24 protein-coding genes, 2 pseudogenes and 1 riboswitch are annotated in these 23582 nt (G+C 57.5%); of the genes and pseudogenes, 17 read left to right on the forward strand and 9 right to left on the reverse strand.

Annotation, left to right across the window (positions count from 1 at the left end; genetic code table 11):
- The first annotated feature begins 14 nt into the window (after window positions 1-14).
- From modA to modC, 3 genes are read left to right on the forward strand one after another with little or no spacing between them, the layout of a single operon-like run.
- A complete protein-coding gene (gene modA / locus AC07U6_RS20730) occupies window positions 15-788 on the forward strand; it encodes a molybdate ABC transporter substrate-binding protein (protein ID WP_494762049.1) in 774 nt (257 codons plus the stop codon).
- Window positions 788-1477, forward strand: coding sequence for a molybdate ABC transporter permease subunit (gene modB, locus AC07U6_RS20735; RefSeq protein ID WP_494764455.1), 690 nt, complete (start codon window positions 788-790; stop codon window positions 1475-1477). Before modA ends, modB begins: the two co-directional genes overlap by 1 nt.
- A complete protein-coding gene (gene modC / locus AC07U6_RS20740) occupies window positions 1477-2535 on the forward strand; it encodes a molybdenum ABC transporter ATP-binding protein ModC (protein WP_494762050.1) in 1059 nt (352 codons plus the stop codon). Before modB ends, modC begins: the two co-directional genes overlap by 1 nt.
- Here the strand turns inward: modC and AC07U6_RS20745 are convergent, their stop codons facing one another.
- Window positions 2536-3354 carry a pyridoxal phosphatase gene (locus AC07U6_RS20745; protein WP_494762051.1) on the reverse strand — a complete coding sequence of 273 codons (819 nt, stop codon included), beginning with the start codon at window positions 3352-3354 and terminating at the stop codon, window positions 2536-2538.
- Window positions 3355-3467: 113 nt separating this feature from the next.
- Between AC07U6_RS20745 and pgl the strand changes: the two genes are divergently transcribed.
- Window positions 3468-4454: a 6-phosphogluconolactonase gene (pgl, locus tag AC07U6_RS20750; protein ID WP_494762052.1), complete on the forward strand. Its 987-nt coding sequence runs from the start codon at window positions 3468-3470 to the stop codon at window positions 4452-4454.
- A gap of 150 nt (window positions 4455-4604) precedes the next feature.
- Here pgl and AC07U6_RS20755 read toward each other — a convergent pair whose 3' ends face one another.
- From AC07U6_RS20755 to bioA, 3 genes are all read right to left on the reverse strand, one after another.
- Window positions 4605-5081 (reverse strand): kinase inhibitor, encoded by a 477-nt coding sequence (locus tag AC07U6_RS20755; protein WP_494762053.1) that lies wholly within the window; start codon window positions 5079-5081, stop codon window positions 4605-4607.
- Between the two features lie 260 nt (window positions 5082-5341).
- A complete protein-coding gene (curA, locus tag AC07U6_RS20760) occupies window positions 5342-6388 on the reverse strand; it encodes an NADPH-dependent curcumin/dihydrocurcumin reductase (RefSeq protein WP_494762054.1) in 1047 nt (348 codons plus the stop codon).
- Between the two features lie 98 nt (window positions 6389-6486).
- Window positions 6487-7779, reverse strand: a complete 1293-nt coding sequence (bioA, locus tag AC07U6_RS20765) for an adenosylmethionine--8-amino-7-oxononanoate transaminase (protein WP_494762055.1) — start codon at window positions 7777-7779, stop codon at window positions 6487-6489.
- 88 nt (window positions 7780-7867) lie between these two features.
- Between bioA and bioB the strand changes: the two genes are divergently transcribed.
- Genes bioB through bioD form a run of 4 tightly spaced genes read left to right on the forward strand, consistent with a single transcriptional unit; the run spans window position 7868 to window position 11456 of the window.
- Window positions 7868-8899, forward strand: coding sequence for a biotin synthase BioB (bioB, locus tag AC07U6_RS20770; RefSeq protein WP_494762056.1), 1032 nt, complete (start codon window positions 7868-7870; stop codon window positions 8897-8899).
- A complete protein-coding gene (gene bioF, locus AC07U6_RS20775; RefSeq protein ID WP_494762057.1) occupies window positions 8899-10050 on the forward strand; it encodes an 8-amino-7-oxononanoate synthase in 1152 nt (383 codons plus the stop codon). The genes bioB and bioF overlap by 1 nt, the downstream gene beginning before the upstream one ends.
- Window positions 10034-10792 (forward strand): malonyl-ACP O-methyltransferase BioC, encoded by a 759-nt coding sequence (gene bioC, locus AC07U6_RS20780; RefSeq protein WP_494762058.1) that lies wholly within the window; start codon window positions 10034-10036, stop codon window positions 10790-10792. The genes bioF and bioC overlap by 17 nt, the downstream gene beginning before the upstream one ends.
- Entirely contained in the window at window positions 10785-11456 is a 672-nt protein-coding gene (gene bioD / locus AC07U6_RS20785) for a dethiobiotin synthase (protein ID WP_494762059.1), read from the forward strand. Before bioC ends, bioD begins: the two co-directional genes overlap by 8 nt.
- 61 nt (window positions 11457-11517) lie before the next feature.
- Here the strand turns inward: bioD and AC07U6_RS20790 are convergent, their stop codons facing one another.
- On the reverse strand, window positions 11518-12234 hold the full coding sequence (locus AC07U6_RS20790; RefSeq protein WP_494762060.1) for an ABC transporter ATP-binding protein: 717 nt from the start codon (window positions 12232-12234) through the stop codon (window positions 11518-11520).
- 838 nt (window positions 12235-13072) lie between these two features.
- Between AC07U6_RS20790 and uvrB the strand changes: the two genes are divergently transcribed.
- Window positions 13073-15097, forward strand: coding sequence for an excinuclease ABC subunit UvrB (gene uvrB, locus AC07U6_RS20795; protein WP_494762061.1), 2025 nt, complete (start codon window positions 13073-13075; stop codon window positions 15095-15097).
- A gap of 176 nt (window positions 15098-15273) precedes the next feature.
- Here the strand turns inward: uvrB and yvcK are convergent, their stop codons facing one another.
- Window positions 15274-16182, reverse strand: coding sequence for a uridine diphosphate-N-acetylglucosamine-binding protein YvcK (yvcK, locus tag AC07U6_RS20800; RefSeq protein ID WP_494762062.1), 909 nt, complete (start codon window positions 16180-16182; stop codon window positions 15274-15276).
- Window positions 16183-16346: 164 nt separating this feature from the next.
- A riboswitch (molybdenum cofactor riboswitch) is annotated at window positions 16347-16482 on the forward strand.
- On the opposite strand from yvcK, the gene moaA reads away from it, so the two are divergent.
- From moaA to AC07U6_RS20835, 7 genes are all read left to right on the forward strand, one after another.
- Window positions 16473-17459 carry a GTP 3',8-cyclase MoaA gene (gene moaA, locus AC07U6_RS20805; protein ID WP_494762063.1) on the forward strand — a complete coding sequence of 329 codons (987 nt, stop codon included), beginning with the start codon at window positions 16473-16475 and terminating at the stop codon, window positions 17457-17459. It overlaps the preceding riboswitch by 10 nt.
- Window positions 17460-17474: 15 nt before the next feature.
- The gene (gene moaB, locus AC07U6_RS20810) at window positions 17475-17990 is read left to right on the forward strand and encodes a molybdenum cofactor biosynthesis protein B (protein ID WP_494762064.1); all 516 of its coding nucleotides are present in this window, start codon (window positions 17475-17477) and stop codon (window positions 17988-17990) included.
- A 1-nt stretch (window position 17991) separates the two neighbouring features.
- A complete protein-coding gene (gene moaC / locus AC07U6_RS20815; RefSeq protein ID WP_494762065.1) occupies window positions 17992-18477 on the forward strand; it encodes a cyclic pyranopterin monophosphate synthase MoaC in 486 nt (161 codons plus the stop codon).
- The gene (gene moaD / locus AC07U6_RS20820) at window positions 18470-18715 is read left to right on the forward strand and encodes a molybdopterin synthase sulfur carrier subunit (protein ID WP_105591131.1); all 246 of its coding nucleotides are present in this window, start codon (window positions 18470-18472) and stop codon (window positions 18713-18715) included. The genes moaC and moaD overlap by 8 nt, the downstream gene beginning before the upstream one ends.
- A 1-nt stretch (window position 18716) precedes the next feature.
- On the forward strand, window positions 18717-19181 hold the full coding sequence (gene moaE, locus AC07U6_RS20825; RefSeq protein ID WP_494762066.1) for a molybdopterin synthase catalytic subunit MoaE: 465 nt from the start codon (window positions 18717-18719) through the stop codon (window positions 19179-19181).
- 78 nt (window positions 19182-19259) lie between these two features.
- A complete protein-coding gene (locus tag AC07U6_RS20830) occupies window positions 19260-20351 on the forward strand; it encodes a DUF1615 domain-containing protein (protein ID WP_494762067.1) in 1092 nt (363 codons plus the stop codon).
- 122 nt (window positions 20352-20473) lie between these two features.
- On the forward strand, window positions 20474-21184 hold the full coding sequence (locus AC07U6_RS20835; RefSeq protein WP_494762068.1) for a Bax inhibitor-1/YccA family protein: 711 nt from the start codon (window positions 20474-20476) through the stop codon (window positions 21182-21184).
- Window positions 21185-21229: 45 nt separating this feature from the next.
- On the opposite strand, the pseudogene AC07U6_RS20840 reads toward AC07U6_RS20835, so the two are convergent.
- From AC07U6_RS20840 to AC07U6_RS20850, 3 genes and pseudogenes are all read right to left on the reverse strand, one after another.
- Window positions 21230-21952 (reverse strand): annotated as a pseudogene (locus AC07U6_RS20840) (lysylphosphatidylglycerol synthase domain-containing protein); the annotation flags it as partial.
- Window positions 21939-22082, reverse strand: a pseudogene (locus AC07U6_RS20845) (cardiolipin synthase ClsB); the annotation flags it as partial. The pseudogenes AC07U6_RS20840 and AC07U6_RS20845, both read right to left, overlap by 14 nt.
- Window positions 22079-22801 carry an endonuclease/exonuclease/phosphatase family protein gene (locus AC07U6_RS20850; RefSeq protein ID WP_494762069.1) on the reverse strand — a complete coding sequence of 241 codons (723 nt, stop codon included), beginning with the start codon at window positions 22799-22801 and terminating at the stop codon, window positions 22079-22081. The gene AC07U6_RS20850 and the pseudogene AC07U6_RS20845, both read right to left, overlap by 4 nt.
- Before the next feature lie 221 nt (window positions 22802-23022).
- Between AC07U6_RS20850 and AC07U6_RS20855 the strand changes: the two genes are divergently transcribed.
- Window positions 23023-23412, forward strand: a complete 390-nt coding sequence (locus AC07U6_RS20855; protein ID WP_105591138.1) for a YbhQ family protein — start codon at window positions 23023-23025, stop codon at window positions 23410-23412.
- Window positions 23413-23582 lie beyond the last annotated feature (170 nt).

Genomic DNA, 23582 nt, shown 5'->3' on the forward strand with positions numbered 1-23582 from the left:
CTCTGGAGAAGTGCATGTCTGTAAAAACGAATACCTGGCTGACCGCGGCGGTCGTCACCCTGAGCATCAGTGGCCACGCGGTTGCCGCGGATAACATTACCGTTTTTGCTGCGGCCTCGCTGACCAACGCCCTGCAGGACATCGCCAGCCAGTATGAAAAGGGGAAAGATGTCAAAATCGTTTCCTCATTCGCTTCATCCTCTACCCTGGCCCGTCAGATTGAGCAGGGCGCTCCGGCCGATCTGTTTATCTCTGCCGACCAGCAGTGGATGGACTATGCCGCAGAGAAGAAAACCATCGATGAATCCAGCCGTTTTACTCTGCTGGGCAACGATCTGGTGCTGGTGGCGCCGGCCTCTGCCAAAGCGCAGAAAGTGGATATCAGCAAAACCACCGACTGGAAAACGCTGCTGAACGGCCAGCGTCTGGCGGTGGGCGATCCTGACCACGTTCCGGCCGGTATCTATGCCAAAGAAGCGCTGAAAAAACTGGGTGCCTGGGATCAGCTGTCGCCGGTGATGGCGCGCAGCAACAGCGTTCGTGCCGCTCTGGCGCTGGTCGAGCGTGATGAAACCCCGTACGGCATCGTTTACGGCTCTGATGCGGTTGTCAGCAAGAAAGTGGCCGTGGTCGGCACCTTCCCGGAGGACAGCCACAAGCCGGTGGAATATCCGGTGGCCATCGTAAAAGATCATAAAAACGCCAGCGTCAGCGCCTTTTATGACTACCTGAAGGGGCCACAGGCGGCAGCGATTTTCAAACAGTATGGGTTTGCGCCTAAGTCATGATGTTCCTCAGCGATCCCGAATGGCAGGCGGTGGCGCTCAGCCTGAAAGTCTCTGTGGTGGCGGTGGCATGCAGCCTGCCGTTCGGTATCCTGATGGCGTGGCTGCTGGTCCGCCGTCAGTTCCCAGGCAAAACCCTTCTCGATAGTATTATCCATCTGCCGCTGGTGCTGCCGCCGGTGGTGGTGGGCTATCTGCTGCTGCTGGGCTTTGGGCGGCGCGGGGTGATTGGCGAATATCTGTATAACTGGTTTGGCTTCAGCTTTGCCTTTAGCTGGCGCGGTGCCGCGCTGGCTTCGGCGGTGATTGCCTTCCCGCTGATGGTGCGTGCTATTCGCCTGGCGCTGGAAGCGGTTGATACCCGGCTGGAGCAGGCTGCCCGCACGTTGGGTGCCGGGCGCTGGCGGGTGTTTCTGACCATCACGCTGCCGCTGACCCTGCCGGGGATTATTGTCGGTACGGTGCTGGCTTTTGCCCGCTCGCTGGGCGAGTTCGGCGCCACCATCACCTTTGTTTCCAATATCCCGGGTGAAACACGTACGCTGCCGTCGGCCATGTATACGCTGATTGAAACACCGGGTGCAGAAGGCGCTGCCGCCAGACTGTGTGTGATTGCTATCGTGCTGGCGCTGTTTTCTCTGCTTGTCTCCGAATGGCTGACCCGCTGGGGTCGTAAGCGTTTAGGTCTTTAATGTTAGAACTCGATTTCAGCCAGCAGCTTGGCAACTGCCTGCTTAACGTTCAGACCAGCCTGCCGGGTAAGGGAATTACCGCCGTATTTGGCGTGTCCGGTGCGGGGAAAACCTCGCTGATTAACGCCATTGGTGGTCTGACAGTACCGCAGAAGGGCCGCATTGTGCTCAACGGCGGGGTGCTCAGCGATACCGCTAAAGGTATCTGGCTGCCGCCGGAAAAACGCCGCGTGGGCTATGTTTTCCAGGACGCCCGCCTGTTCCCGCACTACCGGGTGCGGGGCAATCTGGAATACGGCATGGCGAAGAGCGCGCGGCCGCAGTTCGACAGCCTGGTTCAGCTGCTGGGCATCGAACCGCTGCTGTCCCGTTTCCCGTGGTCACTCTCCGGCGGTGAAAAACAGCGCGTTGCCATCGGCCGTGCACTGCTGACCGCACCGGAGATCATGCTGATGGATGAACCGCTGGCCTCTCTCGATCTGCCGCGTAAGCGCGAGCTGCTGCCCTATCTGCAAAAGCTGGCGAAGGAAGTTGATATCCCGATGCTTTACGTCAGCCACAGCCTGGATGAGCTGTTGCACCTGGCTGAGAACGTGCTGGTGCTGGATAAAGGATCGGTTATCGCCAATGGTCCGCTGGAAGAAGTATGGGCAAGCAGCGCCATGCGCCCGTGGCTGCCGCGCGCCGAGCAGAGCAGCGTGCTGCGCGTACAGGTGCTGGAGCAGCATCCGCACTACGAGATGACCGCATTGTCGCTGGGCGAGGAGCGTATCTGGGTCAGCCGCATTGCTGCGCCGCTAACTACTCCGATGCGTATCCGCATTAATGCGGCGGACGTCTCGCTGGTGCTGGAACCACCGGTCAACAGCAGCATTCGCAATGTGATACCTGCCGTCGTAGTTGAGCTGCTGGAGATCGATCATCAGGTTGAGGTGAAGCTGCGGGTCGGTCACAGCGAGCTTTGGGCGCGTATTACGCCCTGGGCTCGCGATGAGTTAGCGATAAAGCCGGATATGGCGCTTTACGCGCAGATCAAAAGCGTGTCGATCACACCCTGATTACAGAATTTCGCGGTAAATGATTTCCGCAATGCCCGGCTCAAGGTTGGTGCCGATCACGCGCCCGGCACGGGCTTTAATCGCTTCGTCAGCGTTGCCCATTGCCACGCCCAGGCCTACGGTTTCCAGCATGCTCAGGTCGTTGTAGTTATCACCAAAGGCCAGCACGTCGCTCATCTGATAGCCCTCTGCGGCCACCCATTCGGCCAGGCGTTTGCCTTTGCTGTTACCCGCTCTGGCAATATCGACCTGATCGTGCCATGACCATTCGCAGGCCAGGCCGAGTTCATCCTCAACCTTCTGCGCGAAGCGCTGCAGTTCCGCCCTGTCCTGGTGAGAAACGGCAAACTTCCAGATCGACCGTGCGCTCTGCGCCGCAGCCGCCAGGCTATCGACATGCAGGAACGTCGGGCGCTGGAATTCCGGCAGGGTCAGACCCCAGTTAATGGTGCGAGTCACGTGGCCGGTTTCGGCCTGGTACAGCATGGCATCATCCACATACAGCAGGCCGTGAATCGCGGCGGCGTCGAGCATTTCAATCACGCGCTGCGCCTGATCTTTTGGCAACGGATCGGAATGTAAGACTTTTTTCGCCTGGTAATCATACAAATAGGTGCCGTTACAGCAGATTGCAGGTGTATCCAGCGCCAGTGCCTGATAAAAAGGATGGATAGCAACATGATGACGACCGGTAACGATCAACACTTTTACCCCGGCCTGGCGCGCTTTAGCCAGCGCTTCCAGCGACTCGGGAAGAATGGTTTTATTTGGCGTTAAAAGCGTGCCGTCCAGATCAAGGGCGATGATGCGATAGCTCATATGCGTTTCCGTGGCTAAATGTGAGTAAAAGAGTGTACACCCTGTGACGCCGGCCACAAAACCGACGAACGCAATCAATGGTTACGACCCCGAAGACTTAACAAGGAGCATTCATGAAACACGTTGTTTATACCGCCAGTCCTGAGAGCCAGCAGATCCACGTCTGGCAGCTGAATGAGGATGGCGCGCTGACGCTGTTGCAGGTTGTCGATGCGCCGGGCCAGGTTCAGCCAATGGTGGTCAGCCCGGACAAAACGTTCCTGTATGTGGGCGCCCGTCCGGACTTCCGCGTGCTGGCGTATAAAATCGACAGTGAAGGCAAACTGAAAGAAGCGGGGCACGCATCACTGCCGGGCAGTCCGACCCACATTTCCACCGACCGCGAAGGGCGCTTTATCTTTGTCGGTTCCTACAACGATGCCTGCGTCAGCGTCAGCCCAATCGGCGATAACGGCCTGCCTGGCGAACCTGCTCAGGTTATTAAAGGCCTGGGCGGCTGCCACTCGGCGAATATCGACCTCGGTAACCAGACCCTGTTTATCCCGGCGCTGAAGCAGGACCGTATCGCGCTGTTTGAACTGGCGCAGAACGGTGAACTGACCCCGCGTGCGCAGGCTGAGGTGAATACCACCACCGGTGCCGGCCCGCGCCATATGGTGTTCCATCCGAATCAGAAGTTTGCCTACTGCGTCAACGAACTGGACAGCAGCGTAGACGTCTGGGCTCTGGGTGACAAAGTCGAGAAAGTGCAAAGTCTGGATATGATGCCGGAAGGCTTCAGCGACACGCGCTGGGCGGCGGATATTCACATCACCCCGGATGGGCGCTTCCTCTACAGCTGCGACCGCACCGCCAGCATTATTACCGTGTTCAGCATCAGCAATGATGGCACTACGCTGGCGATTGAAGGCTACCAGCAGACGGAAACCCAGCCGCGCGGCTTTAATATCGACAGCACCGGGCAGTATCTGATTGCTGCAGGTCAGAAATCGCACCATATCGCGGTGTACAAAATTGCCGGTGATAATGGTCTGCTGCAGGAGCTGGCACGCTATGCGGTAGGTCAGGGACCGATGTGGGTGACGATTAGCTCGCTTTGATAGTCCGCTGAAAGATAATGAAAAAGGCAATCCGAAGATTGCCTTTTTTTATGCGCGACGACTGCCAGATTTGAAAAATGGCCGCGTAACGTCGAAATCTTGCGGTCGCGCAGAATCAGACCCTGCGCGATAGCCATTTCTAAGCGCAGATCAGGTGTAAATAGCGGTAATTGCCGCGCTGCCCAGCGTGTGGAAATGCACGTTAAAACCGACCATTGCCGCGCTGGCGTTCTCATCCACGTCCAGCTTCTCCACGTCCAGTGCGTGAATGGTGAAGATGTAGCGGTGATGTTCACCTTTCGGCGGTGCCGCGCCGCCGTAACCGGCGGTACCGAAGTCGGTGCGGGTTTCCAGCGATCCGGCAGGCAATTCGGCGACGCCGGAACCGGCGCCTTCCGGCAGTTCACGGGTATCCGCCGGCAGGTTTGCCACCACCCAGTGCCACCAGCCGGAGCCGGTCGGCGCATCGGGATCGTAGCAGGTCACCACAAAGCTTTTGGTTCCGGCCGGAACCTCATCCCACGCCAGATGCGGCGACAGGTTCTCGCCCTGGTAGCCCATGGCATTTAATACCTGGCGCTCCGGCAGCTTATCGCCATCGTTAAAACTCGTGCTAAACAGTTTCATTCCTTCTCCTGTCAGTGAAGATGTCAGCCATTTTCAGCCGCTCTGCGGCGGCAAAGGTCATCCCGGCTGCCTGCGCAGCCAACGCCGAAAAGGTATCACATCTGGGGCGGCGGCGGCACCAGCGTGCTGCACATGGACTGCCGCCGGGTTCTGCAGCTCATCACGACGTCATCTTTATGAGCGATGAAACCGCGTTGCCTGGATATCTGTACCAGGGCTCTTTACTGCATCGCAAACAAGGATGATGGCCTTTGCCGCGTTTACGCTGGTGTATCGCCCGCCACCCGAACCACCACCTTGCCGAAGTTTTTCCCCTCCAGCAGGCCAATCAGCGTTTCCGGTGCGTTATCCAGGCCGTCCACCACATCTTCGCGGAATACCAGACGATCCTCCGCTACCCAATGGCTCATCTGGCGGAAGAATTCGTCAAAGCGATGGCCGTAATCCTGATTGATGATAAAGCCCTGCACGCGAAGGCGCTTACGCAGGATAGCGCTTTGCAGCAGCGGCAGGCGGTCCGGGCCGGCGGGCAGGTCAGTGCTATTGTAATCGGCAATCAGACCGCAGACGGGAATACGGCCTTTGGTATTCATCAGCGGCAGCACGGTGTTAAATACTTTGCCTCCCACACTTTCAAAATAGACGTCGATCCCCTCTGCGCAGTGGCGGCTGAGCTGTTGCGCCAGATTGTCGTCACGATGATCCAGGCAGCGGTCGAAGCCCAGCACCTGTTCGGCATAGCGACATTTTTCGGCACCGCCAGCAATACCGACCACGTGGCAGCCTTTCAGTTTGGCAATCTGGCCCACCAGTGAACCCACCGCGCCGGTTGCCGCGGCCACGACCACGGTTTCCCCCGGCTGCGGGTTACCGATATCCAGCAGTCCCATATAGGCGGTGAAGCCGGGCATGCCCAGAATCCCTAAGGCGTAGGAAGGATGCTTCAGTACCGGGCCGCTGAGTTTAAATAAATCGCGACCGTCGGACAGGGAAAAATCCTGCCAGCCGCTGTTGCTGACCACCCAGTCACCGACGGCGTAGTCGGCATGTTCAGACTGTTCGACAACCGAGACGGTGCCGCCGCACATCACTTCGCCCAGCCCAACGGGGGCAACGTAGGAGGGCGCATCGCTCATCCGTCCGCGCATATACGGGTCGAGTGACAGCCAAACGGTGCGCAGCAGCACCTGGCCGGATTTGGGGGCAGGGACGTGCTGGGCTTCCAGACGGAAATTGTTTTCCGTCGGTGCGCCGTGCGGGCGTGAAGCCAGCAGGATGCGACGGTTGGTTTGCTTATCTTGTGTCATAAAAGAACCTCCGGTATCTTGTGCCCGGCTTCAGTGCCGCACACACAATGCTAAAAGCGTAGTGCATACGGCCTGCGGCTGCCTCGCGCTGCGTGCCTTCAGGTAGCCTTAAACAGCTGCGAATTATCCACGGCGGTAGCAACAGCCGCGGTCAGCGTTTCCAGCTCGTCGCGGGAAATGATGTAGGGTGGCATCAGATAAATCAGGCGACCAAACGGACGTATCCACACACCGCTTTCCACAAAGAACCGCTGAATGGCGGCCACGTCCACCGGTCGGCGGGTTTCCACCACGCCAATCGCGCCCAGCACCCGCACGTCGGTAACTTCGGCGGCGGCTTTTAACGGCATCAGCGCCTCGCGCAGCTGTGCTTCAATCGCCGCGACCTGTTCGGGCCAGTGGTTCTCTTCCAGTATTGCCAGGGACTCGTCCGCCACCGCACAGGCCAGCGGGTTGGCCATAAATGTCGGGCCATGCATAAAGCAGCCCGCCGCGCCGTTGCTGATGGTATCCGCCACCTGCCGGGTGGTCAGCGTGGCGGAAAGCGTCATCGTGCCGCCGGTCAGAGCTTTACCGACGCAGAGAATATCCGGTACGATCCCCGCGTGTTCGCAGGCAAACAGCCTGCCGGTGCGGCCAAAACCGGTGGCAATCTCATCGGCGATCAGCAGCAGCTGATAGCGATCGCAGAGTTCGCGTACCCGTTGCAGATAGCGCGGGTGATAGAAACGCATCCCGCCTGCGCCCTGCACAATCGGTTCAAGGATCACCGCAGCCAGCTGTCGATGATGGCTGACGATCAGCTGCTCCAGCGCATCGGCATCGCTTTCCTGCCACACATCGTCAAAACGGCACTCCGGGGCAGGGGCGAACAGATGCTCGGGCAGATAGCCCTGATACAGGTTGTGCATCGAGTTCTGCGGATCGCACACCGACATCGCCGCAAAGGTATCGCCGTGATAGCCGTTGCGCAGGGTCAGAAAGCGCTGGCGTTTTTCACCGCGCGCCTGCCAGAACTGCAGAGCCATCTTCATTGCCACCTCAACCGCCACCGAACCGGAATCCGCCAGGAACACGCATTCCAGCGGCGCGGGGGTGATGGCGACCAGCCGACGGCACAGCGCTACCGCCGACGGATGCGTGATGCCGCCGAACATCACGTGCGACATCTGCGCCATCTGGTTTTGTAATGCCTGATTCAGGCGCGGATGGTTGTAGCCGTGAACCGCTGCCCACCATGACGACATGCCGTCAACCAGCTGCCGACCATCGGCCAGCTGTAAGCGACATTCCTGCGCGGTGACGACCGGATAGCAGGGCAGCGGATCGCGCATTGAGGTATAGGGATGCCAGATATGGTCACGGTCAAAAGCAAGATCGGCTGGGGTCATAAATCACTTGTAAACCAAAAATAAAAAATTTAGTTTACAAGTATAACCAGGCCGTGAAGACAATTGACAGACTTTTTTGGAGCAAGCAATGGCAAAACGTTGGACCCTTTCACAGACGCAGGCGCTGTTTGATAAGCCGTTTATCGAACTGATGTTTGAAGCGCAGCAGATCCACCGCCAGCATTTTGACCCGCGTCAGGTGCAGGTCAGCACGCTGCTGTCGATCAAAACCGGAGCCTGTCCGGAGGACTGCAAATACTGCCCGCAAAGCGCGCGCTATAAAACCGGGCTGGAGTCGGAACGGCTGATGGAAGTGGAGGAGGTGCTGAACTCCGCACGCAAGGCGAAAGCTGCCGGCTCCGGTCGCTTCTGCATGGGAGCGGCGTGGAAAAATCCGCACGAGCGCGATATGCCGTATCTGGAGCAAATGGTGCAGGGCGTGAAGGCAATGGGACTGGAAACCTGTATGACCCTCGGTACGCTGAGCGAGCAGCAGGCGCAGCGGCTGGCCTCCGCCGGGCTGGATTTCTACAATCACAACCTCGACACCTCGCCGGAATTTTACGGCAGCATCATCACTACCCGCAGCTATCAGGAACGCCTGGACACCCTCGGCAAGGTGCGCGATGCCGGGATTAAAGTCTGCTCCGGAGGCATCGTTGGACTGGGCGAAACGGTCAGCGATCGTGCCGGGCTGCTGGTACAGCTGGCGAACCTGCCGACGCCGCCGGAAAGCGTGCCGATCAATATGCTGGTGAAAGTTAAGGGCACGCCGCTGGCGGATAACGAGGACGTTGACCCGTTTGATTTTATCCGCACTATCGCGGTGGCGAGAATTATGATGCCGCGTTCCCACGTGCGTCTGTCTGCCGGGCGCGAGCAGATGAGCGAGCAGACCCAGGCGATGTGCTTTATGGCCGGCGCTAACTCGATTTTCTACGGCTGCAAGCTGCTGACCACCCCGAACCCGGAGGAGGATAAGGATCTGCTCCTGTTCCGTAAACTTGGTCTGAATCCGCAGCATACCGCAACCCATGCCGGGGATCATGAACAGCAGCAGGCGCTTGCCGCACAGCTGATGACTGCTGACACCGAACAGTTCTACAACGCGGCCCTGTAATGAGCTGGTCGCAACGCGTTAAGCAGTCGCTGGAGCAGCGCAGCCAAACCGGTCAGTACCGCCAGCGCACGGTCTGCCAGCAGGCCGATGCCCGCAGCCTGAGCATAGCAGGGTCGGGCTACCTTAATTTTTCTGCCAACGATTACCTTGGGCTGAGCCATCATCCGCGCATTGTGAACGCCTGGCAGCAGGGCGCGGCGCGCTATGGCGTTGGCGCAGGCGGCTCGGCTCACATCACCGGATTTCGTACTCCTCAGGTGGATCTGGAGCAGCAGCTGGCCGACTGGCTGGGCTACCCTCGTGCGCTGCTGTTTATCTCGGGTTTTGCCGCCAATCAGGCGGTTATCACGGTGCTGGCAGGCAAAGACGATCGCATCCTGGCCGACAAACTCAGCCACGCTTCGCTGTTAGAGGCCGCCAGCCACAGCCCGGCGACGCTGCGCCGCTTTGCCCATAACCAGCCCCAGGCGCTGGCCGCCAGGCTGGCGGGTCCGTGCAGCGGTGAAACACTGGTGGTCACGGAAGGGATTTTCAGCATGGATGGCGACAGCGCGCCGCTGGCGGCGCTGCATCAGCTGGCGCAGCAGCATAACGCCTGGCTGCTGGTGGATGATGCGCACGGTATTGGCGTCTGCGGTGAACAGGGGCGGGGCAGCTGCTGGCAGCAGGACGTTAAGCCCAATCTGCAAATCATTACTTTTGGTAAAGCGTTCGGTGTCAGCGGCGCGGCGCTGCTGTGCGATGACGACACCGCCGAATTTATGCTGCAGTTTGCCCGCCATCTGATTTACAGCACCGCCATGCCGCCCGCTCAGGTCTGTGCACTGCAGGAGGCGCTGCGCTGCGTGCAGCAGGGTGACGAACTGCGCCAGCGCCTGCGACAGAATATCGCCCGCTTTCGCGCCGGAGCCGCTGGTCTGCGCTGGCAGATGATGAATTCCGACAGTGCGATTCAGCCGCTGTTAGTGGGCGAGGAAGGGGCCGCCGTGGAACTGGCTGCGCGGCTACGGCAGCAGGGATGCTGGGTGAGCGCGATTCGGCCGCCGACCGTACCACCCGGCACCGCACGGCTGCGTATTACGCTGAGCGCGGCGCATCTGCCGGACGATATCGATCGTCTGCTGGAGGTGCTGCATGCTACAGACGGTTGATAAACAGGCGGTTGCCGTTGCTTTTGGCCGCGCTGCATCAGGCTATAACCAGCATGCCGAACTTCAGCGGCTGTGCGGTGAACGGCTGATGATGCTGGCAAGATGTGATGGCGCGATGCAGGTACTGGATGCGGGCTGCGGTACGGGCTGGTTCAGTCAGCGCTGGCAGGCGAATGGACATCGGGTTACCGCGCTGGATCTCTCGGCAGAAATGCTGCGTCAGGCGGAATCATTGGCGGTAGCGTCGCACTACCGGCTGGGAGATATCGAGGCGCTGCCGTTCGCGGATGCCAGCTTCGACCTCTGCTGGAGCAACCTCGCCGTGCAGTGGTGCAGCGATCTGCGCCAGGGGCTGAGCGAACTGCACCGGGTGACTCGCCCGGGGGGACAGGTGCTGTTTTCAACCCTCGAAGCCGGATCGCTGCACGAGGTGGCCGCCGCGTGGGAAGCCCTGGGGGCCGGGGTGCCCCTTAATCCCCAGCTTACCGCCGACGAAATCGCGCAGGCCGGGGCAGACATGAATATACAGTTGCACCGTTTAACGTTGACGCTGGCCTACCCCGATGCCATTAGCGCGATACGCTCGCTAAAAGGGACCGGGGTGACCCATTTACATCGCGGTAGGGAATGCAATGTTCTTAACCGTGAACGACTACAGCAGCTTGAGCAGGTATGGCAACGTGATGAGCGCGGCTGCCTGCTGAGCTGGAAACTGATTTTAGGAGTCATTGAACGTGAGTAAACGCTGGTTTGTTACCGGAACCGATACGGAAATAGGCAAAACGACCGCCAGCTGCGCGCTGCTGCAGGCCGCCAGCGCGGCGGGATATCGCTGTGCAGGTTATAAGCCGGTGGCGTCAGGCTGTGAAGTGACCGCTCAGGGGTTGCGCAATGAGGATGCGCTGCTGCTGCAGCGGTTTTCCAGCGTGGATTTACCCTACGAGATGGTCAATCCGCTGGCGTTTCTCGAACCCACCTCACCGCATATCGTCAGTGCGGAAGAGCAACGTCCTATCGCCTTCAGCCAGCTATCCGCCGGGCTGTCGTCGATAGCGCAGCACGCTGACTGGGTATTGACTGAGGGTGCCGGAGGCTGGTTTACCCCGCTGTCAGCAGATCAAACCTTTGCCGACTGGGTGGAGCAGGAGCAGCTGCCGGTGATCCTGGTGGTGGGGGTTAAGCTGGGCTGCATCAATCATGCGCTGCTGACCACGCAGGCAATTAAGGCGAGTGGATTGACGCTGGTGGGCTGGATTGCCAACTGCGTACAGCCCGTCGGCAAGCGCCACGCTGAATATACGGCGACGCTACGACGGCTTCTGCCCTCGCCGCTGCTGGGGGAGATCCCTTATCTGCCCGATGAAGCGCAGAGGGCGCAGATGGCGCAGTATCTATCGCTGCCATAATAGCGGCAGACGCCCCGATGCGAATACGCGGGAATAACGCCGGGATGCCACCCCTGGCAGCTCAGGCCGTCAGCCAGGTATTCACCACGCCTTCATCCAGCAGCGCCATTTTACCGTGGGCGACGTTTCGCCCGCGGTGCAGCAGCAGGAAGTAATCGGCCACCCGACGGATAAACGACAGGCGCTGTTCCAGCAGCAAAATGGTCATGCCGAAATCATGATTCAGCCGATAGATCAAATTGCCCATTTCCTCTTCCAGCCACGGCGACATCCCTTCAGTGGGATCGTCCAGAATCAGCAGCTTGGGTTCCAGTACCAGCGCACGGGCCAGCGCCAGATGCTGCTGTTGGTCGAGGGGCAGTTCGCCACTGCGCTGCTGGCGTAGCGAATAGAGTGCCGGAAAAAGGCCATAAACCATCTTTGGAATAGCCCGGTAGCGCTCCTGTTCGGCCCCGGCCAGCAGCGCAATTTGCAGGTTTTCTTCCACGCTAAGCTGAGAAAAAATCTGCCTGCCCTGTGGAACATAGCCAATGCCGAGAGCAGCCCGCCGCTCCACCGGCTGTAGCAGCAGGTCCTGCGGTGGCAGATCGCCTTCCTGCCAAATCATCGAACCGCTGTTGATCGGCAGGTGTCCCATGATGCAGTTAACCAGCGTGGTCTTCCCCATTCCGGGGCGGCCAATGATTCCTGTACAGGTGCCGGGGGGAAGATCGAGGTCCACATCCCACAGAATATGGTTTTGCCCATAAAATTGATTAATTGAACGTAAACTCAGCATCTTGCACTCTCCTCCAGACAGTATCCGATTGCACCCGTGTTACAGGGCGATTTAGCTGGCGAACTGTTTAACAAGCAATTAACGGGCCATCTCTTCAGAACGATGAAAAACTCAATGAACCCTCAGTTCTGCTGCTGTATTTGTCAGAAACGTTAAACAATTTCCACGGGTAATCAGCATGCTGCACCCCGGTAGTGCTCTCCGCTAATCAAGCGTGGTGCAGCTGCTGCGTGAAATGGCAGGAGGGAGCTAAAAGCTGAACGACGGGGATGCTTAAAATTCCTGCTGTCTATGCAGAATTCCACGTTTTCATATCCAAAAAAGAACGTTGAAGTGTGAAAAAAAAAACAAAAAAAAATATTTAGCCGCGGTTATGAGCGATGGGGACGATTTATACACATCAGACGTTACAAGCGCTGTAATCAGTTATCCACTGTTACTGTGGATAACCTTGTGTATTAGATTGTGAAAACTTGCGTAAAGCGAGAGCGGGCGCGGCTTTGGCTCTGATTGGCGCGAAACTCGGCTTGTTATTGAATTTTATTAAAATCAGCAATTTAACTAAAATCAAGCGCCGGAAATTCTTGAGTCAAAGTCGGCCATGCTTTTAACTGCCGGAGCTTGACAAATGTTAATATGACAAAAGTTATGGGGATAACCCGGTAACAGTTTGTGCGCAGTCGTTTGCGTACTGTCGCACAAAAGTGCGGCTTTGCCCTCCGGATTCGCATTATGCAAATTAACTGTTAATTTATCCAGTATTTTTAACTGGCAAATTAGCGATGGCGGAGTAGAATTAGAACCCGGTTCGTGCATATTTCCATCAGGTAGCCTGCTAATGAGCAAAGTCTTTAAACTCAACTCCGATTTTAAACCCTCTGGCGATCAGCCTGAGGCGATCCGTCGTCTGGAAGAGGGTCTGGAAGACGGGCTGGCTCACCAGACGCTGCTTGGGGTAACGGGTTCAGGAAAAACGTTTACTGTCGCCAACGTGATTGCCGATCTCAACCGGCCAACCATGGTGCTGGCACCCAATAAGACCCTGGCGGCGCAGCTGTACGGCGAGATGAAGGAGTTTTTCCCCGATAATGCGGTGGAATACTTTGTCTCCTATTACGATTATTACCAGCCTGAAGCCTACGTCCCCAGCTCGGACACCTTTATCGAGAAGGATGCGTCGGTTAATGAGCATATTGAACAGATGCGCCTGTCGGCGACGAAAGCGCTGCTGGAGCGTCGTGATGTGATCGTGGTGGCGTCGGTCTCAGCGATTTACGGCCTGGGCGACCCCGACCTCTATCTGAAGATGATGCTGCACCTGACGCGCGGCATGGTGATTGACCAGCGCGCGATCCTGCGGCGTCTGGCAGAGCTACAGTACACCCGTAACGATCAGGCCTTCCAGCGCGGTACGTTCCGCGTGCGCGGTGAGGTCATCGATATTTTCCCGGCGGAGTCCGACGACTACGCGCTGCGGGTTGAACTGTTTGACGAAGAGGTGGAACGGCTGTCGATTTTCGACCCGCTGACCGGGCAAATCACCTCGGTGATCCCGCGCTATACCATCTATCCGAAAACCCACTATGTGACGCCGCGCGAGCGTATTCTGCAGGCGATGGAAGAGATCAAAGTGGAGCTGGCCGATCGCCGTCAGGTGCTGCTGGCCAACAATAAACTGCTGGAAGAACAGCGCATCAGTCAGCGCACTCAGTTTGACCTCGAAATGATGAACGAGTTGGGCTACTGTTCAGGCATTGAAAACTACTCGCGCTATCTTTCCGGGCGCGGTCCGGGTGAAGCGCCGCCAACGCTGTTTGACTATCTGCCTCCTGATGGCCTGCTGGTGATTGATGAATCGCACGTCACCATTCCGCAGATCGGCGGCATGTATCGCGGGGACCGGGCGCGAAAAGAGACGCTGGTGGAATACGGTTTCCGCCTGCCGTCGGCGCTGGATAACCGTCCGTTGAAGTTTGAAGAGTTTGCGGCGCTGGCCCCGCAGACCATCTATGTTTCCGCCACGCCGGGCAACTACGAGCTGGAAAAATCCGGCGGTGATGTTATCGATCAGGTGGTTCGCCCAACCGGTCTGCTCGACCCGATTGTGGAAGTGCGCCCCGTCGGTACCCAGGTTGACGATCTGCTGTCTGAGATTCGCCAGCGGGTGGCGATTAACGAACGTGTGCTGGTGACGGTGCTGACCAAACGCATGGCGGAAGATTTAACCGAATACCTGGAAGAGCACGGCGAGCGGGTGCGTTATCTGCACTCTGACATCGACACCGTTGAGCGTGTTGAAATCATCCGCGACCTGCGCCTCGGCAAGTTTGATGTGCTGGTGGGCATCAACCTGCTGCGAGAGGGGCTGGATATGCCGGAAGTCTCACTGGTAGCGATCCTCGATGCCGACAAAGAGGGATTCCTGCGTTCTGAACGTTCGTTGATCCAGACCATCGGCCGTGCGGCGCGTAACCTCAACGGTAAAGCGATTCTGTACGGCGATAAGATTACCCCGTCGATGGAACGCGCTATCGGTGAAACCGAGCGCCGCCGCGAGAAACAGGACGCCTTTAACAAAGAAAACGGCATCGTGCCGCAGGCGCTGAACAAGAAAATTGCCGATATTCTGGAACTAGGGCAGGGGCTGGCGAAAAACAAAGCCAAACCGCGCAGCATGAAGGGCCGCAGCATTGTGGAAGACGATCCGGGTTATGTGGATCTGTCCCCGCAGGGGCTGCAGAAACGCATCCACGAGCTGGAGGAACTGATGCAGCAGCACGCGCAGAACCTTGAGTTCGAGGAAGCCGCCGAGGTGCGCGATAAGCTGCATCAGGTGAGGGAGCTGTTTATCGCCGCTTCGTAAGCAACGTCGCGCTGATTGGCTGGCGCTCATTCACAGATTGGAAAGTCGCCGCAATGAGGTGAATGGCAATGATGATTCACTATCCTGAATCCGGCCCCGCAGCGCACAGTCTTGCGGGGCACGTTGACGCCGAGCCAGGCGACCAGGGAACACAACGGGGGCTGTTTGCCGTTTAGCTAGTTCATCGCCTGGATGGCGTGCTCCAGCGCATTGCGCAGCAGCTGGCGGTCGTGGCGATAGCGGATATCGTTCGCCTCCAGCGGTTCCTGCACGACTACCCGGTCGCTGAGCTGGCTGGTATCGCTGACCGGGCCGACCACCAGTGCATCAATCACCCGCTTGCCAATCGCTTTTTCCATAATCTCCAGTTTATCGGCCACGGTCAGTTTTGCCGCCGCCGGGCTGAGTTCCTTGCCCAGATTGCCGATAAACACCATCGTTGCCGGGCTGCGACGCAGCGCCTGCGCCAGTTCCGGCAGCAGCAGTACCGGCATCAGGCTGGTGTAAAAGCTGCCGGGGCCGATCAGGATCAGATCGGCTTCGGCAACGGCCTCTACGGCTTCGCGGGTGGCGCTAACCACCGGCGACAGCCTCAGTTCCTGCGGCTGATGGATCATCTGATCGATTTCGGTTTCGCCATATACCAGATGCCCTTCTGTATCGACGGCCACCAGGTCTACCGGTTGCTCCGACATCGGGATCAAAAATGCATCAACCTTCAGCAAATTGCGGATAAGATTTATGGCTTCCAGCGGACGTACGCTGAGGTGATCGAGGGATTTCAGCATCAGATTGCCGAGATTATGCCCGGCCAGCTCGCCATTTCCGGCAAAACGATACTCAAACATGGCGGATGCTACACTCGGTTCAGCGATCAGCTGATTCAGGCAGTTACGCATATCGCCCCAGGCAATACCGCCTTCCGAACGGCGAATGCGTCCGGTAGAGCCACCGTTATCGGTGGTGGTGACAATGCCGGTCAGGCGAGAACCCAAAGGAGAAAGAGCGGACATCACACGGCCCAGACCGTGCCCGCCACCCAGAGCCACCACGCGATCGAGGTCGGCTAATGTGCGATTACGCATAGAATTTTTTCATCACGATACAAGAATAATTATGTTTAGCATTTTACGCTAACCGGCAGCGAAAATGCGGAAAAATCGTTATGTATCATAATATACACCGAAACTTTGTACTGGAATCCAGTCTGCTTTAGCGTTAAAATTTTAACCAACTTGGTTTACCGATGAGCGGTAAATCACACTTAGCCCTGATACCTAAGTCCTTAGCGGATACGGTGTCCTGGCCGCAACCCAGAGTTGCCAGGGTGCAGAAAGAAATGCCTGCATCTCCCGACATTGGAAAGGTGTAGCTGGTGTTAAATTTCACGGATAATTACGCGCGTAGTTTTTACTACCTGCGTTTGTCGATCACTGACGTATGCAACTTTCGTTGCACCTACTGTCTCCCCGATGGCTATCGGCCGCAGGGCGAAAATAATAAAAGCTTCCTTTCGCTGGATGAAATCCGCCGCGTGACGCGGGCGTTTGCCGCCGCCGGCACTGAAAAAGTGCGTCTCACCGGTGGGGAACCCTCAATGCGTCGTGACTTCACCGATATTATAGCCGCCGTGCGCGAAAACAAAGGCATCCGCCAGCTGGCCGTCACCACCAATGGTTATCGCCTTCAGCGCGACGTTGCCCGGTGGCGCGATGCCGGGTTGACCGGGATTAACGTCAGCGTAGACAGCCTCGATCCCCGTCAGTTTCTTGCCATCACCGGTCAGGATAAATTTGAAGAGGTGATGCGCGGTATTGATGCCGCCTTTGACGCCGGTTTCAGTAAGGTGAAGGTGAACAGCGTGCTGATGCGTGACGTTAACTACCGCCAGCTCGATTCATTCCTCGGCTGGATTCGCACGCGTCCCATTCAACTGCGTTTTATTGAACTGATGGAAACCGGTGAAGGCGGCGATCTGTTTCGCCAGCAGCATGTTTCCGGTGAATCCATACGTCAGTATCTGCTCGAGCACGGCTGGGTCCTGCAGGCGCGCGCGCGCAGCGACGGCCCGGCTCAGGTCTTCCATCACCCCGATTATCTGGGGGAAATCGGTCTGATCATGCCCTATGAGAAGGATTTCTGCGCCAGCTGTAACCGGCTACGCGTCTCGGCGGTCGGTAAGCTGCATCTTTGCCTGTTCGGTGACGGCGGCGTGCCGCTGCGCGACCTGCTGGAGAATGACGATCAGCAGGACGCCCTACAGGCGCGTATCGCCAGCAGTCTCAGCCATAAAAAGCAAACGCATTTCCTGCACCAGGGCAATACCGGCATCACGCAAAACCTCTCGTTTATCGGCGGTTAATCTAAGGATTTGATTATGGGTAAAGGTACAGCGGAGTTCATCGCGCTCAACGTGGCGATTCTTACCGTGTCGGACAAACACACATTGGCCAGCGACACCTCGGGTGAGTGGCTAAAAGAGGCGGTGAGCGAAGCCGGGCACCAGGTGCTCGATCGCGCCATCGTGCCGGATAACCGCTACCACATTCGTGCGGTGGTATCCAGCTGGATTGCCAGCACGGATATGCAGGTGGTGCTGATTAATGGCGGTACCGGTTTCAACAGCAAAAACAGCACCCCGGAAGCCTTACTGCCGCTGTTTGACCGCGAAATTGAAGGCTTCGGCGAGCTGTTTCGCATGGTTTCATTTGAAGATATCGGTACCTCAACGCTGCAATCACGGGCGGTGGGCGGTATCGCCAACCAGACGCTGATCCTCGCCGTGCCGGGGTCAACGTCCGCCTGCCAGCTGGCCTGGGAGCGCATCATTCAGGATCAGCTCGATGCCAGAACGCGTCCGTGCAATTTCGTTTCACATGTAAAGAAGCTTTGATATGTCCCAGCTAACCCACATTAATGCCGCCGGTGAGGCGCATATGGTGGATGTATCCACCAAACAGGAAACCGTGCGCGAAGCCCGCGCTGAAGTCTTCGTAGTGATGCGCCCGGAAACGCTGCAAATGATTATCGACGGCAGCCATCATAAAGGTGACGTGTTTGCCACCGCACGCATCGCCGGTATTCAGGCGGCAAAACGCACCTGGGAGCTGATCCCGCTGTGCCATCCGCTGATGCTGAGCAAGGTAGAAGTCGCGCTTGAAGCGCAGCCAGATCATCACCGGGTGCGCATAGAAACGCTCTGCCGCCTGACCGGCAAAACCGGTGTAGAAATGGAAGCGCTGACCGCCGCCTCGGTGGCCGCGCTGACCATCTATGACATGTGTAAAGCGGTGCAGAAAGATATCAGCATCGAACAATGTCGCCTGCTGAGCAAAAGCGGCGGTAAATCCGGTGATTTTCAGGCGGTGTCTCATGCTTAATATTCTTTTCTTCGCTCAGGTACGTGAACTGGTCGGCACCGATCGTATTGAGCTCCCTGCGGAGTATGCGGACGTTGAATCCCTGCGCGCGGCGCTGGCCGAACGCAGCGATCGCTGGGCGCTGGCGCTGGAGTCCGGTAAGCTGCTGGCGGCGGTCAATCAGACGCTAGTTTCACATCAGCACCCTTTGCGAGCCGGGGATGAAGTTGCCTTCTTCCCGCCCGTAACCGGAGGCTGAGATGGAAACGCGAATCCGGGTCAGTGCCGAATCTTTCGATATGGCCGCAGAGTATGCCTGGCTTTCCGCCTGTGATAGTGACGGAGCGGTGGTCACCTTTACCGGCAAAGTGCGCAATCACAATCTCGGTGATAACGTCAGTGCGCTGACTCTGGAGCACTATCCGGGCATGACCGAAAAAGCGCTGGCCGATATCGTGGCCGAGGCGCGTCGGCGTTGGCCAATGCAGCGGGTGACGGTGATCCACCGCATCGGCGAGCTGTTCCCAGGTGACGAAATCGTACTGGTGGGCGTCAGCGGTGCGCATCGCGGTGCTGCCTTTGACGGCGCGGAGTTCATTATGGACTACCTGAAAACCCGTGCGCCGTTCTGGAAGCGCGAAGCCACCGCCGAAGGCGACCGCTGGGTAGAATCCCGCGAAAGCGATAAACAGGCCGCCGGGCGCTGGCAGCAAAAGGCGGAGTAAAACTGCTTTATCTGATGGATCTACGGTGCATCAACCGCTAGTCTGAGCGCATAAATCGGGCTAATCGTAAGGATATCCATGCTTTATCGCGCTCTGAGTCGCCTCTCTTTGCTGGCCCTGCTGATCCTGGCAGGCTGTAGCAGCCCGACCTCAAAACAAGCCGGGGCACCGCGCCCCGCCGACGTGAAAACGCAAATCACCCACCTGCTGCCTGCGGGCGTCAGCGACCGCCAGGGCTGGGCCGGGGATATTTTCGTGGCGCTTAACGGCCTGAATATCCCGCCGACCGCCAGCAATATTTGCTCGGTGATCGCCGTGGCCGGACAGGAATCTAACTTCAACGCCGATGCGCCCGTCGCGGGGCTACCGAAAATTGCCTGGGCTGAAATTGACCGCCGCGCGGGCCAGCTGCACATCCCGTCCTTCCTCGTGCGCACCGCGCTGATGATCGATTCCCCGAACGGTAAAAGCTATGCAAACCGGCTCGATAATGTGAAGAGTGAGAAAGAGCTGAGCGCAATATTCGATGATTTTATCAATATGGTACCGATGGGGCAGAAGCTGTTCGGCAATCTGAATCCAATCCACACCGGTGGTCCGATGCAGGTCAGTATCGCCTTTGCCGAAGCGCACGCCCGCGGCTATCCCTATACGCCGGACGGATCTATCCGCCGAGAGGTGTTCACCCGACGTGGCGGAGTGTGGTTCGGTACCCAACATCTGCTGGGCTATCCGGCCGATTATCCAGCCCCGCTTTACCGCTTTGCCGACTACAACGCGGGCTGGTACGCCAGCCGCAACGCCGCTTTCCAGGCGGCGGTATCGCGACTGAGCGGCATCAAACTGGCGCTGGATGGCGATCTGATTAACTATGGTTCGGACAGCGCCGGCGCAACGGAAAAAGCGCTACGCACGCTGGGAAAACGCCTGGATTACAGCGACCGGGCGATCCGTCGCGCGCTGGAAAAAGGTGACGATGCGGACTTCGGCAAAAGCGATCTGTGGCAGGCGATTTTCGCGCTGGCCGATAAAGATGCCGGAAAAAAACTGCCGCGCGCCGTGCTGCCGGGCATCAGGCTGGAAAGCCCGAAAATTACTCGTAATCTGACCACTGCGTGGTTTGCCCAGCGAGTGAACAGCCGCTATCAGAGTTGCCTGACGCGTCAGTAGCAGGTTCAACCCTTGCTCAACGGGGCAACTTTGTCTGGCTGGCAACTGGCACAGACGGGAGAGTGTGTGCCAGACTGAGAACAGATTAACGGTTTTCTTCACTTATCCTTGAGAGGAGCATCATGGACAGATATCCACGTTCCAGTGATTCGATTGTTCAACGCGCCAGCACCGGCCTGTCCACCTATATGGCACAGGTTTACGGCTGGATGACCTGTGGCCTGCTGCTGACGGCGTTTGTTTCCTGGTATGCCGCGAATACGCCGGAGGTGATGCAGCTGGTCTTCGCCAACCGCATTACCTTCTTCGGTCTGATAATCGTGCAGCTGGGGCTGGTTGTGCTGCTGTCGATGATGGTGCAGAAGCTGAGCGGGGCGGTCGCTACCGGCATCTTTATGCTCTATTCGGCGCTGACCGGCCTGACCATGGCCAGTATCTTCCTCGTTTACACCTACTCATCCATTGCCAGCACTTTTGTGGTAACCGCGGGGATGTTCGGTGCGATGAGCCTGTGGGGCTACACGACCAAACGTGACCTCAGTGGTATGGGCAGCATGCTGTTTATGGCGCTGATCGGGATCGTCCTCGCCTCGCTGGTGAATCTGTGGCTGAAAAGCACGGCCTTGATGTGGGCGGTGACCTACATTGGCGTGGTGGTGTTTGTCGGGCTGACCGCCTATGACACGCAGAAGCTGAAAAATATCGGTGAGAGTATTAACGTCGAAGATAAAGAGAATCTGCGTCGCTATTCGATTATGGGGGCGCTGACGCTCTACCTCGACTTTATCAACCTGTTCCTGATGCTGCTGCGGATTTTTGGCAACCGCCGCTGATTCTATCTGTTAGCGGTCCCGGGTACCTCCCCGGACCGCTTTATTTCACGCCGATAAATTCTTTTCTCTCAGCGATTTTGCCCGGCTCTCCAGCCACAGATACAGCACCAGCGCCAGCAGCAGCGGGGCGATAAAATAGAGCAGGCGATAGGCCAGCAGCGCGGCAATAATCGTGCCGTGAGTAACAGGCTCACCGCGCAGCAGCGCCAGAAAAACTGCTTCCAGCACGCCGATCCCGGCAGGAATATGAATAAGCACTCCGGCAATACTGCTGATCAGCAGCACGCCCAGCACCTGCGGAAAATCGACTTTCTGCATCAGCAGCAGCCAGATAATCGCTCCCATCACCAGCCAGTTAGCGCTGGATACCGCAAACTGTACCAGCGCCATACGCAGCGAAGGCAGCGCCAGCTTGTGCCCTTTTATGCTCCAGCGGCGGCGGCGTGAAAAGGCACACAGTAGAAGATAGACAAACACAAACAGCAGCAGCCCGATACCGATAGCTCGTAACGTGCCCGAACCGATAAACCATCCGGCGGGGATTTTTACCATACTCGCGCTGAACACGATGCCGGATACCAGCACGTAGCCCAGCCAGTTGGTGGCAATGCTGAGGGTGAAAATTCGGGTAATGGTACTGCTGCTTAATCCCAGTCGTGAGTAAAGGCGATAACGCATCGCCACGCCGCCAACCCAGGTACTGAGCGTCAGGTTAAAGGCGTAACAGATAAACGACACCAGCATCACCTGGCGTTTTGCCAACATCGTCAAACAAAATAAACGTTTCCAGCAGCAGGCTGTGCTGCGCCCGCCGAATTGCGCCGAAGACCCGAGGGAAAAATTCCTCACCGTTCTCCAGCAGTCTGATGCTGTTGCCTTCACGCCAGGCTGGTTTCATAGATGGATTTCCACCGCCAGCGGCGCGTGATCGGAGAGGTGTGACCACGGGCGTAGCGGGATAGTTTGCGGATGACTGATACTGACATTGCACACGTAAATGCGGTCCAGCCGTAACAGCGGAAAGCGTGCAGGAAAGGTTCGTGTCGGTCGTTCGCGCTGCCGGCTGAACACCTCTTCCAGGCCCGCCTGGCGTTGCAACATATCGTTGGCACGCTGCCGCCAGTCGTTAAAATCCCCGGCGATCGCCACCGGAGCATCGGGCGACAGTTCGTTTACCATCTGACAGATCTTCAGCAGCTGAGCACGGCGATCGGCTTCGCGAAGCCCCAGATGCACACAGAAAACGTGCAGCGTTCCCGCTTTTCCGGGCAGGGCGATCTGGCAGTGCAGGATGCCGCGCTTTTCAGTTCCCGCAATGGAAATATCGCGATTCTCAAATTGGGTAATGGGCAGGCGAGAGAGCACGGCATTCCCGTGATCCCCATCTGGATAGACGGCGTTGTGGCCACAGGCGAAGTCCTGCCAGATCGAATCTGCAAGAAATTCGTAATGCGGCACGCCGGGCCAGTTTTCCACCTTCAGCGCATGCAGATGGTGGCTGCCCATCACCTCCTGTAAGAGAACAATATCGGCCCCGGTAGCACGTACTGCATCACGCAGTTCTGGCAGGATAAAACGTCGGTTAAAGGGGGTAAAACCCATATGTGTATTAATCATCAGGATTTAAAATGAAAATCCTTGCGCATTTTGTGACATAATCAGCGCGCTCTCCCTTTCAACTTGTGAAGAGTAAAGTGTAGTCCTTGTCACAAAAGAGTGCTTAATTGCGCTTTTTTTTGCGGATTTGTCCGAAAGTTGAGTTAGTCTGGAGAACTGCGTTACTGGCCTGTGTCAGTAACATGCTTGGGCGGCCAGTCATGGACCGCCGGGAGAAATAAATGAAATGGTCTAATCGTATTCAGATTGTCACTGGGCAAAACTGTTTACACATCGCGCTACACCTGCTGCTGATTGCCGCACTGGTGTGGGGATGGAAGCACCATGCGCTGCTGCAGGTTAGCCTGCTGCTGCTGGCGATGTATGCCAGCGTGTTTGCCGCCATGCTGTTAACGCAACGCGTACCGGGTTTACGGCGCATTGGCGATTTCCTTGAAGATGTTACAACTACTTACTATTTCGGTGCAGCGATGTTAGTGCTGCTGGTACTGTCGCGGGTGATTCACAATAACCTGCTGCTCGGTGCCGTAGGGGTTGTGATGCTGGCCGGTCCGGCGGTCGTTTCGCTACTGGCGAAAGAGCCGGCGCGTTCGCGCCACCGCCAGCGTTAATCCCAGACGGGCCACTTCGGTGGCCCGTTATTTTATCCACTAAATTTCCCCGTAAGCCTCCCATGATACCCGCATCTTTTTTAGGATTTCAGTACCAAGAATAACTCCCTGTAGAGCGAGGGGATCTGTTATAATCTGCCGCTTACGCACCGTGGTTTGTGCTCTCATTC

The sequence above is a fragment of the Erwinia sp. GW821-FHT03D09 genome, assembly GCF_059420805.1.

Coding starts and splice junctions, on each gene's coding strand:
- modA (WP_494762049.1), top strand. CDS start 15: ATGTCTGTAAAAACGAATACCTGGCTGACCGCGGCGGTCGTCACCCTG.
- modB (WP_494764455.1), top strand. CDS start 788: ATGTTCCTCAGCGATCCCGAATGGCAGGCGGTGGCGCTCAGCCTGAAA.
- modC (WP_494762050.1), top strand. CDS start 1,477: ATGTTAGAACTCGATTTCAGCCAGCAGCTTGGCAACTGCCTGCTTAAC.
- AC07U6_RS20745 (WP_494762051.1), bottom strand. CDS start 3,354: ATGAGCTATCGCATCATCGCCCTTGATCTGGACGGCACGCTTTTAACG.
- pgl (WP_494762052.1), top strand. CDS start 3,468: ATGAAACACGTTGTTTATACCGCCAGTCCTGAGAGCCAGCAGATCCAC.
- AC07U6_RS20755 (WP_494762053.1), bottom strand. CDS start 5,081: ATGAAACTGTTTAGCACGAGTTTTAACGATGGCGATAAGCTGCCGGAG.
- curA (WP_494762054.1), bottom strand. CDS start 6,388: ATGACACAAGATAAGCAAACCAACCGTCGCATCCTGCTGGCTTCACGC.
- bioA (WP_494762055.1), bottom strand. CDS start 7,779: ATGACCCCAGCCGATCTTGCTTTTGACCGTGACCATATCTGGCATCCC.
- bioB (WP_494762056.1), top strand. CDS start 7,868: ATGGCAAAACGTTGGACCCTTTCACAGACGCAGGCGCTGTTTGATAAG.
- bioF (WP_494762057.1), top strand. CDS start 8,899: ATGAGCTGGTCGCAACGCGTTAAGCAGTCGCTGGAGCAGCGCAGCCAA.
- bioC (WP_494762058.1), top strand. CDS start 10,034: ATGCTACAGACGGTTGATAAACAGGCGGTTGCCGTTGCTTTTGGCCGC.
- AC07U6_RS20790 (WP_494762060.1), bottom strand. CDS start 12,234: ATGCTGAGTTTACGTTCAATTAATCAATTTTATGGGCAAAACCATATT.
- uvrB (WP_494762061.1), top strand. CDS start 13,073: ATGAGCAAAGTCTTTAAACTCAACTCCGATTTTAAACCCTCTGGCGAT.
- yvcK (WP_494762062.1), bottom strand. CDS start 16,182: ATGCGTAATCGCACATTAGCCGACCTCGATCGCGTGGTGGCTCTGGGT.
- moaB (WP_494762064.1), top strand. CDS start 17,475: ATGGGTAAAGGTACAGCGGAGTTCATCGCGCTCAACGTGGCGATTCTT.
- moaC (WP_494762065.1), top strand. CDS start 17,992: ATGTCCCAGCTAACCCACATTAATGCCGCCGGTGAGGCGCATATGGTG.
- moaD (WP_105591131.1), top strand. CDS start 18,470: ATGCTTAATATTCTTTTCTTCGCTCAGGTACGTGAACTGGTCGGCACC.
- moaE (WP_494762066.1), top strand. CDS start 18,717: ATGGAAACGCGAATCCGGGTCAGTGCCGAATCTTTCGATATGGCCGCA.
- AC07U6_RS20830 (WP_494762067.1), top strand. CDS start 19,260: ATGCTTTATCGCGCTCTGAGTCGCCTCTCTTTGCTGGCCCTGCTGATC.
- AC07U6_RS20835 (WP_494762068.1), top strand. CDS start 20,474: ATGGACAGATATCCACGTTCCAGTGATTCGATTGTTCAACGCGCCAGC.
- AC07U6_RS20850 (WP_494762069.1), bottom strand. CDS start 22,801: ATGATTAATACACATATGGGTTTTACCCCCTTTAACCGACGTTTTATC.
- AC07U6_RS20855 (WP_105591138.1), top strand. CDS start 23,023: ATGAAATGGTCTAATCGTATTCAGATTGTCACTGGGCAAAACTGTTTA.